Raw genomic sequence first — 15,079 nt, forward strand, 5'->3', positions numbered from 1 at the left:
AGAAATTTCGCCGGCCAAGTAGCTCGACCGCCCGACTAAGCGCTGTCGGTGCTCCGCTTGGCGGATTCCCATCAAGAAGTTATCGTGTACAATCAACCCGATTTCCCACGGTAGCTGGTCCGTATCCAGCCTCGGCCCTTCTGCGGCTGCAATCCTGGCATCCCTAGCTGGTGCCGAATTTTGAACCCTAGCGGGGCACACAGCCCTGCAGGGTTGTCTGCTTCGCGTTTCCCGGAGCAGACCATGAATCAACCTCGTTCGCGGCCACGCCGCAAGGTCTCGCAAGACCAGATTGTGCTGCCGTTACTCGATTGCATCGAAAACGACGGCGGCAAGGCGCATACCCACGACCTTTACGACGCGATCGCACTCAAGTGCGGCGTGCCGGAAGTCGAACAGCAAGAAACGACGCTACTCGCCGGACGAAATGTCAATGTGTACCAGCGATCTGTCAGGTGGGCGCAGCAGCGCGCCCGTTTGATGGGACTGATCAACTCGTCCGGTCGCGGCGAATGGGAGTTGACAGGCAAGGGGCGAGACGCACTGCGTCAGGCCGCACCTGGCATCGTCATCACCATCTTCACGACGAGCAAAGGCGTGGCGCTGTTCGGCGAAGCGAAGGAGGCCGTCGCGCACATCGACGACGGATCTCTCAGACTGATCCTGACGTCGCCCCCGTATCCGCTTCTGCGCGAAAAGCAGTACGGCAATAAGCCTGTCGAAGAGTATCTCGACTGGCTGATGCGGATTGCTGAACTGTGGCCGCAGAAGCTGGCGGGCGACGGCTCGGTGGTGCTCAACCTTGGAGACGTATTCCAGAGCGGCGCGCCGATGTTGTCGACGTATCAGGAACGGCTAATCATCCGACTCGAGGACGATCTGGGATGGAAGCTGTGTTCCCGGTACGCATGGCACAACCCGTCGAAGATGCCAGCGCCGGCGGAGTGGGTCACCGTGCGCCGCGTCCGCGTCAAGCCGTCGCTCGAGCAGATCTACTGGCTCGCACCGAACGGCGAGCCGTATGCCGACAATTCGCAGGTACTCGTGCCGTACAGCGAGTCCATGCGATCGCGCATTGCCGCTGGTGGCGAGAAGGGGGCAGTACGACCCAGTGGCCACGAGCTGTCGGCCGGGGCGTTCGACGTCGACAACGGCGGGGCGATACCGCCCAATCTGATCGTCGCGGCGAATACCGAGTCGAACAGTCATTACATGAAGGCTTGCCGCGAGCAGGATCTGCCGGTCCATCCGGCGCGGTTTCCGGGCGCTGTCCCGGAACACTTCATCAAGCTGTGCACGATGGAAGGCGACACGGTCTACGACCCGTTCTCGGGTTCGTTCAAGACTGGCGCAGAGGCTGAGCGCCTTGGCCGGAACTGGATCGGAAGCGAATTGATGCTTGACTACGTGTTGGGGGGAGCAAACCGCTTTCCGGATGCAGTACTCACACGGCAAGTCATCGGTGATTTCCGGCGAGCCGCGGATCTTTTCGCCTGAGCAGGCATGTCGGCACCACTTCCGGTGCCTGAATTTTTGGCTCGTCGGCGGAATCTGTGGGTGGTTTGATGCGATTCATGAGGGACAGAGGAAGCGATAGAGTTTCTTGCAGGTAGCGTCAAAGGCGTTCTGCTCGTGCTCGGAGAGGTGCCTCGAAAGCGGGCCACCGAACTCGTGGATCTCATTGAGAAGCAGTGTGCGGGCATCCATGGCGGCTAAGTCCGGATCGACGTGACGGACTTCGATGAGATGGCCACCAAGCATCCAAAGGTGATCGCGGTGGCGGTGCAACGTTTTGCGGGCATAGCCGTGGGTCAGCAGGTGTTGCAGGAAAGGTGTGAAGACCTTCACGAGCGCCTGTCCGAATGGGATGTCCTCGTCCTCGAAGCGCCATGAGGCAGGCCAGTTCTGCAAGTCCGGGACGTAGCGCTCCAGTGCGTGCGGATCTGAGGTAACAATAGCGTCTTTACTGATTCCCGCGCGCTTGCTAACCATGTTGCTGACCCGCCTGCTCAATGCCTGCCATCATTTTCCCGGCTTCGTCTATGAAAGTGCCCGACTGTGCGAGCAGTCCAAAACCATCGAGATCGACGTGCGGCCACGCAAGGGTTCGAAGCCGATCTGTTCGTGTTGCAACCGGCCTGGCAGCGGCTATGACACGCTCGCATCGCGTAGTTTCGAATTTATTCCGATCTGGGGCTTCGCGGTGATTTTGCTGTACGCCATGCGCCGCGTCGACTGCCGTGAGTGCGGCGTGAAGGTCGAGACGGTGCCGTGGGCCATCGGCAAGCACACGCTGACCAAGGCCTACATGCTGTTTCTCGCGCAGTGGGCACGCAAGCTCTCCTGGAAAGAGACAGCGCAAAGCTTTCGCACCAGTTGGGAGAAGGTTGCCCAGGCGGTGGAGTGGGTGGTCGACTGGGGGCTGGCCCATCGCGAACTCGGCACCATCCGCGCTTTGGGCGTCGATGAAATCCAGTATGGCCGAGGGCACAATTATCTCACGCTGGTCTATCAGATCGAGGCCAGCTGCGTGCGCCTGCTTTGGGTTGGCCAGGAGCGCACGAAGGAAAGCTTCGCAAAGTTCTTCGTCATGATCGGCAAACGGTTGTGCGAGCAGGTCGAGTTCGTCTGCTCGGACATGTGGCGGCCCTACATCGAGATGATCGCACTACATTGCCCAACGCGCTGAACATCCTCGACCGCTTCCACATCGTTGCCAAAATGAACAAGGCGATCGACGAGGTTCGCGCCGAGGAAGCTCGCCGCATGACCCGCGACGGCTATGAGCCAGTCCTCAAGAAGTCCCGCTGGTGTTTGCTCAAGCGGCCAGAGAACCTTACTGACAATCAGCGACTGCGCCTGCGCGATCTGCTGCACTACAACCTGCGCAGTGTCCGCGCCTATCTTCTCAAGGAGGAGTTCCAGCAGATCTGGGATTACATCTCGCCTGTCTGGGCAGGCAAGTTCCTCGATCAGTGGTGCACCCGGGTCATGCGCTCACGCATCGAACCAATGAAGAAGTTCGCACGCACCGTGCGCGCCCATCGAGAACTGATTCTCAACTACTTTCATGCGCGCAAGCAGTTCTCCAGCGGAATCGTCGAGGGTTTGAACAACAAGGCCAAAGTCACCATGAGAAAAGCGTACGGCTTCCGGACGTTTCGAACGACGGAAATCGCGCTATATCATGCACTTGGCAATTTGCCCGAGCCGCCGACAACCCACACTTTTTACTGACGAACCGAATTTTTTTACCCTTGCGGGAAGCTCCCGAAAGGGGGCGCTTCTCGCACTTTTCTTGGAGTAGCGCATGAACAACACTCAATCCCAAGTCATCGAAGCCTTCGAGGGTTACCTGGCCTTCGACGGTATTCGTATCGATGTCGGGTTTCAGGCGCCGGCCGGCGCGACGGCAGATCAAAAGGATGTCGCTTTCCTGGCGGAGCTTGCTCAGCAAGCGGAGATCAACTATCTGTCGGTTGGCACGACCACCGTCCCGGTGACCTCCGCAATGCCTACCGCCTCGTGCTTCTCGACGGCCGATGCTGACCGTCTCCTCGGTCTGGCCGACCAGTTCCTCGAGGACTGGAAGCAGACCGATCGAGACGATCGCCGAGATGGCGGCGTGGATCCGGAACTGGTCGAACGCCAGGCCGAATACGCAGCCATCCGCCCTTTGTTCGTGGCGGCGCCGGAGATGTTCGCGGCGATTCAGGAGCTTTTCCCCAGCCTCGAACTGCTGCCGGACGGTGCATTTCGTCTGACCGTGGCGAGCAACGGCGAGTTTCGCCAGTGGATCTGTATCGTTCGACAGTCCAGCAGTCAATGGATCGTCGAGCACAATTTTTCCACTGAACAGTTCGAGGTGGGGTCGTTTCTCGAAGGCCTGCGACTCGCAGACAAAATGCGGGACAGTCATATCGAGGACATGGCCCGCCGCGCAAACGTGCTTCCCCGGAAGCAGGTTACTCAAGGCGAGTCATCGCGCCCGTAACTGAAGTGGTAGTCCCGCCCGCCAAACGTCCCGATTCATGGGGCGTTTGGCGGGATTTGTTTTTGTGGCAGTCCAAGTTCCTCCATGGAATTGGAAAGCATTTATGAGGATCGCTTGTCTCCACGCCTTCTGGCTATAAAATGTGCGGCGCGGACCAGTGATAGAGTGCACTGCCGAGTTAATAGGAAACATACCTGGTATGGCTAATCGTTACAAAGAACTCTCGCCCAACACGCGGCGCTCGAAAAGCAAATCGAAGAAGCCCGCAATAAGGAGCGTGGCGACGCGATCAACACCATCAGGCAACTGATGCAAGACTACGAGATCACGACGGCTGATCTGATCGTCAAGAAGACGCGCAAGGCACGGAGCCCCGTCATGCCGAAATACAAGGACCCGAACTCGGACAAGACCTGGAGCGGCATGGGCAAGCCGCCGGCATGGATCGCTGGCAAGGATCGTGAAGCCTTCCTGATCGCATGAGCCCCACGGTCATGCACGCGAGGAGCATCGCTCAGGGCGTTGAGGCTCCGGCGCTGGCTGTTGCCGGCGCTTGGTGCTTCCGGGCGGGGAAATGGAAGCTGGCCTTTGTACCGCTGGTCTGCGCGGGCATGATCGGCCTGGTCACGGGCTACTGGCTATTAGGGGAAGGGAATGTCGGTTGAGCTGCTTGATGACCGGGTGTACTCGAAGAGAGAGATTGAAAAGTGGCTGGCCGAGACGGCGCAGGTCAAGCCGCGATCGCGCGCATGGAACAATGCGCTGACGTCGGCCGGCAGCACAATTGTTGGCGAGGAAACGTACCTTTTCTTGCCAGTCAGCGAGACGCACTACAGGGTGTCCCGGGCGAACGCAAAAGAGGTTGCCGAGGTCTTCAAGGTCTTGGACGAGGTTACCGGGATCAAGAAGTTGAAGCGGCAGTGGTACGTCTGCGCGGCGATCTTGGCTGCCGGCGTCGTTGTCCTGATCGGCGCCGCGATTTTCCAGCACTGACGGCCGCAGCGACAGAATCACAGCTTCCTGCCAGGAAATTATTTGGTATGATGGGGACGCTTCTCACGGTAGCTGGACCGAAACCAGCCAAATCGGCCGATCCTGGACCGTAACCTTCCTCGCACCGTTCGGTGCTCACCCTCGCGGGGCATTCATCCCGCGCGGGACGTCTGCTTCGCGTTTTTCAAGGAGTAGACGATGCCCTTCATCGAAGTGATTGACTGCGGTTGCTGCGGCTATTTTCATCCTCAGAAGTCCGATGGTGGCTGCCGGGACAACGCTGATCGCCTGACCGGCGACCAACTCGACGCCCAGTTCGGCACGGCCGGCTGGCAAATCGCGGAAGCGGCTGAGTAAGCCATTCCTTTCTTCAGCCCCTGGGGTCCGTGTTTCCCCGGAGGGAACGTGGACTCCGAAAAGTCACTTTCCTTTAGGAACCCATCATGAGCAAATCGAAGAAACGTGCGATCGCATATCTCGATGAGCAGCTGGCCAGACAGCGCGCTCAGCGGGAGGCGTCCGTTCGCGCGGGCCGTGCGGCTTCGAGACCGGTCGATCCCTACGAAATCACGTTCGCGCCGGCGGAGCAGTGCGACGACGCTGCCCAAGCGCTCGATGCCGCGTGATTTGTCCGTTCGCAGCCATCCAGCGATGCCGGTTGGCCGCATCTAACGTGGCCGCAAGGCCGACTTCCTGGAGTCGGCCATCCCGTAAGGGTGGCGGACTCCTGTCCCCGGGGCGGGGCACCCATCTCGGTCCGGGGTGAGTGCTTCGCAAAGCACCAGAAGGAGAACGTCATGGCAGAAAGCGCAGTGAAAGCAGCGGTATCCGGCGAATCGGCAATAGACCGTCTCGACCGGATTCTGGCCGACTATGGTTTCAGTACGGACAGCAATTCGCCCCGGCAGTACTTCCTCGTTTCGACGGTGAGGGAAAACGCCGAGGAAGCCAAGGACAAGGACCTGGTCGAGGCCTGCGTTCAGAAGCTGAAGTCCATGCGCGAGTCGGTGTCGCGCCAGTTGTTCGCCACGAGCCTGGCGCACTGATTTCCCTAAGCACGAAATAGACGCCCGCATTCCGGTCCAGACCGGATGCGGGCGTTTGCATTTCGGGTATGCTGACGGAAACTTCGTGGCAGGAACCGATTCGGCGAGAGGGGGATCATGGCAAGCGATCGTGGGTACGATATCGACGCAGCGTATGTGCTGGTGGATCTGTTGCAGAGAGTAGAGCCGGGCGCTGTTACGGGTGCCCTGCTGGCGGAAGCTCGGGCAATATCCAGCGGTAGCTCGGAGCTCGCCATGCTGGAGCAGTCCGATTGTCTAACACGCATCGCTCGAGGCCTGATGGACGGGAAGGTGCAGGAGCGAATCAAGGATCTTCGCGAGCAAAGTGGTCGGGTACATGATCACGAGCAGGCCGTAGAGAGCACCTGTGGCAAGATTGAGAGCGCCGCAGGAGTTGTATGGGCAATCCTGTTCAGACTCTCCGAGGTGACGCAGTTCGGGGAAAGGGACGCGATTCCACGCGCGATGCCCCGAAATTTCGAAACGTCCAGATTCGACATCGATCGTCTCCTCGCGGTATCCAAGCCTTACGCCGAGTGGAGTCCGGAGACGCAGGACTACCTCCTCAAGGGCATGGCCGCTGACTTGGCCGCTTATCGAGAACTGTTCGATGCCTTTACGGGCGGCGAGGAGTACGTGGAGAAGTTCGAACTCATTGTCCGACCAGGGCAGCTGTACCGGCTCATTGAGTTGAGCGATAGCCGGGAAGAACTGCATGCCAAGGCTGAGCAACTGATCAAGAATCTCGATGCGCTGAAGAAGGAGATGGCTGGTATCCGCGATCTCGGCCCGCACGTCGATCACTGGTGGCGAGACTTCCTCATCGGCTTGAGGGGAGAGCTGGTCGCCGGCGAGCTCAGCCAAGGGCTCGCACCATTCGTCCGGCCGATGAAAAAGCTCGAAGTCGGCACTATGATCCAGGTCTCGAACAGGTTGCTGAGAGACGATCAGCAGGTCATTCCAAGGCACGAGGCGACCGCGGTGCCGGCGGGCTGACACCGAGCCGCGCACGCTGATCGTCGCAATACCCTGTCGCCCGTGCCCCTGAGCGCGGGCGATTGCATTTGGAGACCACAAAATGGGCTAGAAACCGGTGAGATTTTCGGTATCGTCGGGGCGTCTCGTGGATATAACAAGGGTGTGGCAGACTCCTGGAAGCAGCGAGCGCCAATATTTGATCCAATGAACAAACGACCCAAAAACAGGCCGGGTACGGTTGATCGCGTACTCGCCTTCTTCAACGACATTGGCATCCCGGCGCGGTATGAGCCAGGTGCGACCGCCTTCACCGAGGGCGTGCGCATCGAGTGCGGTGAGCTGCTGGTGGATCCGGCGTGCCGGATTTCCGTTCTGTTGCACGAGGGCGCGCATCTAGCGATCACCCCCAAGCGCTTTCGACATCTGATGTGCGGCAACCTGTACGCCGGTCGCCGTGAAATGTTCCGCCAAGTGGGGGAGCTGGGCCTGCCCCCGGACACGCCGCTCTACCGGGCGGTCATTCAGAGTTCCGATCCGGAAGCGACCGCGTGGGCCTTCGCGGCGGGACTGCACCTCGGTTTCTCCAGAGAGGAGATCATCGAGGACGACCAGTACGACGGGGATGGCGAAACGATCCGACTGGCCTTGTTCTTACGCTCCTACTCTGGCATCAACGGACTCGCGCACGCCGGCTTCTGCGCACTGCGGCCCGGTCACCAGCTTCCGGTATGGCCAGAGCTCGCGTTTTGGACCCAGGAGGTCGACGCGGAAGGGTATCGAGACCGTTAATATGCTGCTCGCTGCATGATGCGTCTGCTTCCGGCGAAGAAGGGCACTTGAATCCGGGCTCGCCACCGATAAGATGACTTTACATCCGACGCACCCGCGTCGATACAAACCGCTTACGAGGACAAAAACATGATTCGCAAACTGCTTGTCGCTTCGATTGCCGCCGCCGCTCTGCTGAACGTCGCCGCCTGCTCTTTCACGCAAGGCGTCAAGCCGGACGCCAGCGTCAACACCAGCTTCGTCAAAGGCGTGAGCACGCTGAGCGACGTCGAAGCCAAGCTCGGCCAGCCGATGAAGACGGTCACGAACGCGGACGGAACCACCACGGCCACGTTCCACTATGGCGAAGCGCACTTGGGAGCCCTGGCGCTGGTCGGCGTCGGCGCCGCCACGGGGCAGGACATCATCACCGTCGTGAATTTCGACAAGCGCGGCAAATTCCTGACCCTCACGCAGGAAACCGACAACCGAAAGACGTCGGGCTTCTAAGCCGGCCCGATCGCGTCACGCTGTTCCAGACAGGCCCGGAAATCCCGTTGCGGCAGGTTTCCGGGCCGTTCTACATTCTTCCCATGCTGAAGACCTGCCTCCGGGCGAATGCCTTCCGACTGACTGCGGCGGTCGGGAATTGTCTTGGCTTCCTGTCGAGAAATTCCGGGTATAATTTCGCTTGATTTACCCGGTAGCTGGACCGAAACCAGCCATTCCCGGCCGTGTTCTCGGCCGCGATCTCTCTGCACCGACAAGGTGTGGCCCATCTTTACCCCTGCGGGATGTTGCTCCCGCGTGGGGCGCTTCTCGCTCGTTCCAAGGAGTAGCGTATGAATATCCAATCTGCTATCCATCAGGAAGCCGCGCCGTTGGGCGTCGCATCACGGCCCGCGCGTGTCGTGGTTCTTCCGGACGGTTACAACGGACACACGATGGCCTTTTGTGCCGAGCCCGTCGCAGTGGAAGGCAATGTTGTCAAGCTCCACTGCGCGGAGCCCGGCAAGGAGTACCTGATCGCTTGGCGTTGCAAAGCCGCCTTCGAGGCGGCGCTCATGACGCGGGAAGGCAGCGAGGAGGTCACGCTGGCTGAACGCGGGATTGCCGGGTGGCGCGGCACGAACAACGACGAGTACCAGATCTACGTCGAGTCAGCCAAGGCACTCGGGTGGAAAATCAAGACACGCGACGAATGGCTCAATAGCTAACCGTCGATTTTTTTGGTTCGTCAGTAAAAAGTGTGGGTTGTCGGCGGCTCGGGCAAATTGCCAAGTGCATGATATAGCGCGATTTCCGTCGTTCGAAACGTCCGGAAGCCGTACGCTTTTCTCATGGTGACTTTGGCCTTGTTGTTCAAACCCTCGACGATTCCGCTGGAGAACTGCTTGCGCGCATGAAAGTAGTTGAGAATCAGTTCTCGATGGGCGCGCACGGTGCGTGCGAACTTCTTCATTGGTTCGATGCGTGAGCGCATGACCCGGGTGCACCACTGATCGAGGAACTTGCCTGCCCAGACAGGCGAGATGTAATCCCAGATCTGCTGGAACTCCTCCTTGAGAAGATAGGCGCGGACACTGCGCAGGTTGTAGTGCAGCAGATCGCGCAGGCGCAGTCGCTGATTGTCAGTAAGGTTCTCTGGCCGCTTGAGCAAACACCAGCGGGACTTCTTGAGGACTGGCTCATAGCCGTCGCGGGTCATGCGGCGAGCTTCCTCGGCGCGAACCTCGTCGATCGCCTTGTTCATTTTGGCAACGATGTGGAAGCGGTCGAGGATGTTCAGCGCGTTGGGGCAATGTAGTGCGATCATCTCGATGTAGGGCCGCCACATGTCCGAGCAGACGAACTCGACCTGCTCGCACAACCGTTTGCCGATCATGACGAAGAACTTTGCGAAGCTTTCCTTCGTGCGCTCCTGGCCAACCCAAAGCAGGCGCACGCAGCTGGCCTCGATCTGATAGACCAGCGTGAGATAATTGTGCCCTCGGCCATACTGGATTTCATCGACGCCCAAAGCGCGGATGGTGCCGAGTTCGCGATGGGCCAGCCCCCAGTCGACCACCCACTCCACCGCCTGGGCAACCTTCTCCCAACTGGTGCGAAAGCTTTGCGCTGTCTCTTTCCAGGAGAGCTTGCGTGCCCACTGCGCGAGAAACAGCATGTAGGCCTTGGTCAGCGTGTGCTTGCCGATGGCCCACGGCACCGTCTCGACCTTCACGCCGCACTCACGGCAGTCGACGCGGCGCATGGCGTACAGCAAAATCACCGCGAAGCCCCAGATCGGAATAAATTCGAAACTACGCGATGCGAGCGTGTCATAGCCGCTGCCAGGCCGGTTGCAACACGAACAGATCGGCTTCGAACCCTTGCGTGGCCGCACGTCGATCTCGATGGTTTTGGACTGCTCGCACAGTCGGGCACTTTCATAGACGAAGCCGGGAAAATGATGGCAGGCATTGAGCAGGCGGGTCAGCAACATGGTTAGCAAGCGCGCGGGAATCAGTAAAGACGCTATTGTTACCTCAGATCCGCACGCACTGGAGCGCTACGTCCCGGACTTGCAGAACTGGCCTGCCTCATGGCGCTTCGAGGACGAGGACATCCCATTCGGACAGGCGCTCGTGAAGGTCTTCACACCTTTCCTGCAACACCTGCTGACCCACGGCTATGCCCGCAAAACGTTGCACCGCCACCGCGATCACCTTTGGATGCTTGGTGGCCATCTCATCGAAGTCCGTCACGTCGATCCGGACTTAGCCGCCATGGATGCCCGCACACTGCTTCTCAATGAGATCCACGAGTTCGGTGGCCCGCTTTCGAGGCACCTCTCCGAGCACGAGCAGAACGCCTTTGACGCTACCTGCAAGAAACTCTATCGCTTCCTCTGTCCCTCATGAATCGCATCAAACCACCCACAGATTCCGCCGACGAGCCATTTTTTTAACCCTGAGGGGACGCACATCCCCGCTGGGTGTGTGCTCCTCACGATTTCCATTGAGGAGTACAAGATGGCCGCTATTTTCTGCTCCAATGCTGCAACCGGTCTTCAGACCGCTGTCACCAGCGTGGACGTAAGACAGGCGTTCCGAGCGGCTGGAATGAGAGCTCGTGTTGCCGATCTGGGCATGAAGTTCCGGATTTGTGATCTCGACAGGTCGCAATACGGAATCGAAGTCGAGCGTGTCGCGAGGGCTCTGAAGTTCACCGATTCCCTCGGGCTTCCGGGCGGACAGTGGAACACATCGACCGAGTTTATTGCTTACAAGCCGGGAAAGATCGTCCGTTTGTCGGCGCAGTGATGAAACTCAGTTTCGATTTAGAAGTCAGCGCCGCTCGTTCGCAAGACGACGGGCGCTGAATCACAACTCAACCCTGGTGGGGAAGCATTCCCGCCGGGGACGCTTCCTTGCCGAAGTTATAGGAAGCGTCATGAAACACATTATCGAAGCCACGGGAAATCTCACGTTCCTGATCGAAAACGATCGTGACCGCGAGATACTCGAGGACATCAAGGACCGCGTGGGTGGTAATGACGTCCGGTTCCTGGACGACATGCTCGATCAGTTGGGCTTTCTGGGTAACGCGAAGCTCTTCGGGATCGCCCCTGTCGACGTCGGTGCCCTGACGGACGCGCCGATGCTCTCCGATGCTATCGATTTGCAGGACGATGGCAGCATCGTTGTTCTTGGGAACGTCTGGTGGTATCCGAACTACGAGGTCGAGGACTTCGCAGAACGGCTGATCGAGCGCGGCAGCGTTACGTTTCAAGCTGCAGCCTGATTCGCATTTTTAGTACGGCCGCGCGAGCGCGGCCATTCCTTTCAATCCCGGTTGGGCACGTTCCCATCCGGGGATGTGCCTTGCCATCGTTATGTTATTAACGAGGTGAGTCATGGGTTCAACAGTTATCACGAACAAGAAGGCTGGTGCTTTCCGGGCTGACGGCAGGGTCGTCTACGTCCTTTTCGAGCAACTGTACGAAAAGAACTGCTATCCACACACGCCCGAGTGGCAGGTGTCGGCTTTCGGCGAGCGAGAGGATGTGCTCAAGCGAATCTTTCGGGCCGCTGAGTCGTGCGAGAGCGGTATGCTCCAGTCGCGTGCGGGTTCGATCAAGCCTGAGGCTTACATCGAGCATTTCAAGCAACATCTCTCGAAGCCATTCGAGATACCGGAGTCGACGATCAGGCTGTCGGTCGGCGAAAGCTACAGTTCTCCGATACCTCGGTCGGGCGTCGATGCAATTCGCCCGCTGATGGAAGCGCAAGGCTTTGCCGCGCAATTCGACCAGATCGAGGCCGGCTCGCTGTCGGTGTCGCTGCATAAGCATGTTGACCTGTTGCTCGCGCTGTATGGCGAGAAAGGGCGTGTGCTGGCGCCATGGCGAGTGTTCAGCCATCTGCGCTGTTCGGACACGGTTCTTGCGGTGAGCCCTGTGCGCAACGTGAAGGCAGATGACTTACCGAACGTTCGCGCATTCAAGCTCGACGCGGAGAACGTCGCAGTGTCATTCGACGGTTCGCCGATACATCCGGAGGGCTGGACATATCGGGCGGTGGGCGATTTTATGAATGTCGCGTACGAGCGGGAGTTGCAGTCGCCGGGGTGGGGCAAGCACGCTATTCCGTGGTACCGCGATTTGCTGCACAACGCGCCGCAGATGCCAGACAATGCCGTTGTGACTGTCAGGCGCGATGGTGCGGACTCGGAAGAGAACGAGAGCCGGCGAAAGGCAATGGATCGCGTCGCACTCGCGGCGGGCGTCGCTGATGCCGATGGTAAGGCCCCCGCAGTGTTCTCCTTCCCATTTGGCAAGCTGTGCGACGATCGTCAGCGCATGTGGGATTTCACGCATCTCCCGAAAGAACAGGTGGTGTTCGAACTCAAGCAACAAGCCACCACTAATCCGGGGCAGGAAGAGGCGGATGCCGATGACTGTCCTAATCTCCAACTCGCGTTCGAGCTGATCTGACGGCGCGCATCTCTCAAATCCGCTGAGTGTCCACGAAATGGACACCAGCGGATTTTTCTTTTCCCCCGACCGACAAGAATTGTCCACCGCTTCCCATCAGGAACTTTCAAGATATAATGCAGACGCTTTCCACGGTAGCTGGACCAAGACCAGCCAGTACGGCTGTTGCATAGCCGTCATCTTTCTACACCATCCGGTGTTTTACCCTTGCGGGGCTTTCGTCCCGCACGGGGCGTCTGCTTCGCAGCCTTACAGGAGCAGAAACATGAATCAGCAATCCAGTCCGGAAACGGATTTCAAGAAGGCGACCGTCTCGCGCGAAGTCGCTGGCGCAATCCTAACGGCCGAGGTCTCCCCGTGTTCCTGGATGTATCCGATGTACGGGTTCCAGATCTCGGTGACCATGTCGGACGGCGGCGGAAAAGTGATCGTCCACGAGAAAGAACTCGCTTTCGCAGATGCAACGGTCGGTGATATGAGCCGGCTGCTCGAGACGATCGGCGTGATCACGTGTGTGAAGTGCGGCAAGCCCGCCTTCGATCCCGATACCGTGCGAACGAACCGGGAGAAGAAGTGCGAACGATGCTTCATGGGCGAGCTCAATGCTGAGTTCGAGAAAGAGCGGGAGAAGGCAGCCCGTCGAATGGCCAAGAACGACACGAGGTACAAGAAGCAAGGCTACACACATCGCGTCGACGCATGGATTCACCGTGACGATGGCGACGACGTCCCTGTCTCGTACTACATGAAGGACCCGACGGACGCTCAGATCCAGGCGGAACTTCGCAAGGCACGCAGCGCAGTGCTCGATGACTACAAGCTGATCCAGCTCTGAATGAACCCGCCGCACGTTCCGATCTTCGGGGCGTTCGGCGGGTTTTTCGTTTTCGCGGGGGAAAATTGCTGCGCCTGGTGGGGGGGGCCGAAGGCGGTAGGGTGGTTGTCACCGATCCGAAGGTGGACGCCGAGGTCGGGAAGGTTTTGACCGGCACATCCGGATCGATGACTGAGACGCGCCGGAACAGACCCGTGCCGCAACCGAAATCCGACACCCCCAGTAACCCCAAGTCGGACTAGGCCCGGAATGTCGCTGATCTGGTAAGATTCTCGGCAGTTTCGACGGTAGCTGGGCCTTTCCAGCCAGAAGCGGCTTTGCCGCCATTTTTCATCCCATGCGGGGCACGTTCCCGCTGGGAATCCTGCTTCGCGCTTTTTGTCAGGAGCAGGATATGCAGACCAACACGGCAGACACGCTTTCTGTCGATATCAAAGTCCCGGCAGAGATGCCGGAGTTCTCCGAGGATCTGACCTACAGCCCGCGCATGCGGGTTGTGCGCGTCGGGCAATCCCTCAAGACGTGGCGTGTTGCAGACCAGACATTCGAATCCGATCGGGCGACGCCGGAAGGTATCGAGCAGACGGTTATCGGCATGCTGTCGGACCTTCGCTTTCTGTGTGACGAACATGGGCTCGATTTCGCTCGAATCGACCGAATGGCCTATGGCGACTACACGGTGGCGAAGAATGAAGCTCGCCGCGAGGCTGCGAAGCAAGCTGAATCCACAGCGGCAGACAATGTGCCGTCGGCATCACTGAAGTTGCAGGTGCTGGGGATGTATAGCTATGCCGCGGTCTCTTCGTTGGATGGGTATCAGTATCTCGCAGGCTTCGTAAGGGCTACCGCCGTCTCCAAGGGGACCGGTATCTTCGTCGTCAACGGCGTACTGAATCGCGCCACCTACAAGAAGCTGCTCGAGGAAGCGCGTGCTGCGCAGTTGCAGGTCGATCGCGTCGTCGTGTACGGCGAAATCGCAACCTACACCGGCGCAGGCATCAGTTTCACTAAATTCGACGAGCTTCCCGGCCTGGATCGGGGATGAGCTTCGTCGTGTTCAATCCCGAAAGGAGGGGTATGCAGACACAAGCAAAGCCGAAACCGTTTCGGGAACTGACCGGACTTGCCTTCGCGTCAGGATTGATCTTGTTGTCGCCGTTGTTTCCGGGTGCGTTCCGCATCCTGTTCCTCTGCATCAACGTGATCGCCTTCGTAATGTTCGTCGAAGACAAACGCCGGGCAGTGGAGCGGGAGAAGCGCATCAAGGAAGCATGGCTGCATCTGATCACCCTTGGAGGTGGTTTCGTGGGCGCCCAACTGGGCAGGGCTACGGCCAGGCACAAGACACTGAAGCCGGCGTTCGACGGCGTCTTCTGTGTCGCGTGGCTGCTGTGGCTCGTGGCGTGCGTTCTCTACTGGCTCTACGTCAGGAGATAAAAAGATACCGGTACCGGGTCGATAGCAGA

At 59.1% G+C, this 15,079-nt stretch carries 20 protein-coding genes and 1 pseudogene; 19 read left to right on the top strand and 2 right to left on the bottom strand.

Going from position 1 to position 15,079, the window contains the following annotated elements:
- Positions 1-243: 243 nt before the first annotated feature.
- Positions 244-1,497 (top strand): site-specific DNA-methyltransferase, encoded by a 1,254-nt coding sequence (locus CJU94_RS36090; protein WP_095423445.1) that lies wholly within the window; start codon positions 244-246, stop codon positions 1,495-1,497.
- A 75-nt stretch (positions 1,498-1,572) separates the two neighbouring features.
- Here CJU94_RS36090 and CJU94_RS36095 read toward each other — a convergent pair whose 3' ends face one another.
- Entirely contained in the window at positions 1,573-1,992 is a 420-nt protein-coding gene (locus CJU94_RS36095) for a hypothetical protein (RefSeq protein WP_095417045.1), read from the bottom strand.
- Here CJU94_RS36095 and CJU94_RS36100 point away from each other — a divergent pair.
- The 11 genes and pseudogenes from CJU94_RS36100 (at position 1,991) to CJU94_RS36150 (ending at position 9,017) form a co-directional block, all read left to right on the top strand.
- Positions 1,991-3,237, top strand: a pseudogene (locus tag CJU94_RS36100) (ISL3 family transposase). The gene CJU94_RS36095 and the pseudogene CJU94_RS36100 sit on opposite strands and share 2 nt — an antisense overlap.
- 73 nt (positions 3,238-3,310) lie before the next feature.
- Complete coding sequence (locus CJU94_RS36105; RefSeq protein WP_095423446.1) at positions 3,311-3,994, top strand: hypothetical protein; 684 nt, start codon at positions 3,311-3,313, stop codon at positions 3,992-3,994.
- 252 nt (positions 3,995-4,246) lie between these two features.
- The gene (locus CJU94_RS36110; RefSeq protein WP_095423447.1) at positions 4,247-4,477 is read left to right on the top strand and encodes an H-NS histone family protein; all 231 of its coding nucleotides are present in this window, start codon (positions 4,247-4,249) and stop codon (positions 4,475-4,477) included.
- 171 nt (positions 4,478-4,648) lie between these two features.
- The gene (locus CJU94_RS36120) at positions 4,649-4,987 is read left to right on the top strand and encodes a hypothetical protein (RefSeq protein ID WP_095423449.1); all 339 of its coding nucleotides are present in this window, start codon (positions 4,649-4,651) and stop codon (positions 4,985-4,987) included.
- A 198-nt stretch (positions 4,988-5,185) separates the two neighbouring features.
- Positions 5,186-5,344, top strand: a complete 159-nt coding sequence (locus CJU94_RS41120; protein ID WP_157763863.1) for a hypothetical protein — start codon at positions 5,186-5,188, stop codon at positions 5,342-5,344.
- 86 nt (positions 5,345-5,430) lie between these two features.
- The gene (locus CJU94_RS36125; protein WP_095423450.1) at positions 5,431-5,613 is read left to right on the top strand and encodes a hypothetical protein; all 183 of its coding nucleotides are present in this window, start codon (positions 5,431-5,433) and stop codon (positions 5,611-5,613) included.
- A 171-nt stretch (positions 5,614-5,784) separates the two neighbouring features.
- The gene (locus CJU94_RS36130; RefSeq protein ID WP_095423451.1) at positions 5,785-6,033 is read left to right on the top strand and encodes a hypothetical protein; all 249 of its coding nucleotides are present in this window, start codon (positions 5,785-5,787) and stop codon (positions 6,031-6,033) included.
- 117 nt (positions 6,034-6,150) lie between these two features.
- Positions 6,151-7,050: a hypothetical protein gene (locus CJU94_RS36135; protein ID WP_095423452.1), complete on the top strand. Its 900-nt coding sequence runs from the start codon at positions 6,151-6,153 to the stop codon at positions 7,048-7,050.
- 186 nt (positions 7,051-7,236) lie between these two features.
- On the top strand, positions 7,237-7,821 hold the full coding sequence (locus CJU94_RS36140; RefSeq protein ID WP_095423453.1) for a hypothetical protein: 585 nt from the start codon (positions 7,237-7,239) through the stop codon (positions 7,819-7,821).
- A gap of 129 nt (positions 7,822-7,950) precedes the next feature.
- Positions 7,951-8,310 (top strand): hypothetical protein, encoded by a 360-nt coding sequence (locus CJU94_RS36145; protein ID WP_095423454.1) that lies wholly within the window; start codon positions 7,951-7,953, stop codon positions 8,308-8,310.
- Between the two features lie 332 nt (positions 8,311-8,642).
- On the top strand, positions 8,643-9,017 hold the full coding sequence (locus CJU94_RS36150) for a hypothetical protein (RefSeq protein WP_095423455.1): 375 nt from the start codon (positions 8,643-8,645) through the stop codon (positions 9,015-9,017).
- A gap of 20 nt (positions 9,018-9,037) precedes the next feature.
- Here the strand turns inward: CJU94_RS36150 and CJU94_RS36155 are convergent, their stop codons facing one another.
- Entirely contained in the window at positions 9,038-10,285 is a 1,248-nt protein-coding gene (locus CJU94_RS36155; protein WP_095417046.1) for an ISL3 family transposase, read from the bottom strand.
- Between CJU94_RS36155 and CJU94_RS36160 the strand changes: the two genes are divergently transcribed.
- The 7 genes from CJU94_RS36160 (at position 10,284) to CJU94_RS36190 (ending at position 15,050) form a co-directional block, all read left to right on the top strand.
- Complete coding sequence (locus CJU94_RS36160; RefSeq protein ID WP_095417045.1) at positions 10,284-10,703, top strand: hypothetical protein; 420 nt, start codon at positions 10,284-10,286, stop codon at positions 10,701-10,703. The two genes, CJU94_RS36155 and CJU94_RS36160, sit on opposite strands and share 2 nt — an antisense overlap.
- A 111-nt stretch (positions 10,704-10,814) precedes the next feature.
- Positions 10,815-11,105 carry a hypothetical protein gene (locus CJU94_RS36165; protein ID WP_157763864.1) on the top strand — a complete coding sequence of 97 codons (291 nt, stop codon included), beginning with the start codon at positions 10,815-10,817 and terminating at the stop codon, positions 11,103-11,105.
- Between the two features lie 130 nt (positions 11,106-11,235).
- A complete protein-coding gene (locus CJU94_RS36170; RefSeq protein ID WP_095423457.1) occupies positions 11,236-11,586 on the top strand; it encodes a hypothetical protein in 351 nt (116 codons plus the stop codon).
- A gap of 112 nt (positions 11,587-11,698) precedes the next feature.
- Positions 11,699-12,778 carry a hypothetical protein gene (locus CJU94_RS36175; RefSeq protein WP_095423458.1) on the top strand — a complete coding sequence of 360 codons (1,080 nt, stop codon included), beginning with the start codon at positions 11,699-11,701 and terminating at the stop codon, positions 12,776-12,778.
- Positions 12,779-13,043: 265 nt separating this feature from the next.
- Complete coding sequence (locus tag CJU94_RS36180) at positions 13,044-13,613, top strand: hypothetical protein (protein WP_095423459.1); 570 nt, start codon at positions 13,044-13,046, stop codon at positions 13,611-13,613.
- 394 nt (positions 13,614-14,007) lie between these two features.
- Positions 14,008-14,658: a hypothetical protein gene (locus tag CJU94_RS36185; RefSeq protein WP_095423460.1), complete on the top strand. Its 651-nt coding sequence runs from the start codon at positions 14,008-14,010 to the stop codon at positions 14,656-14,658.
- Complete coding sequence (locus tag CJU94_RS36190) at positions 14,655-15,050, top strand: DUF1294 domain-containing protein (protein WP_244221182.1); 396 nt, start codon at positions 14,655-14,657, stop codon at positions 15,048-15,050. Before CJU94_RS36185 ends, CJU94_RS36190 begins: the two co-directional genes overlap by 4 nt.
- Positions 15,051-15,079 lie beyond the last annotated feature (29 nt).

The sequence above is a fragment of the Paraburkholderia aromaticivorans genome, assembly GCF_002278075.1.
Lineage (GTDB): Bacteria > Pseudomonadota > Gammaproteobacteria > Burkholderiales > Burkholderiaceae > Paraburkholderia > Paraburkholderia aromaticivorans.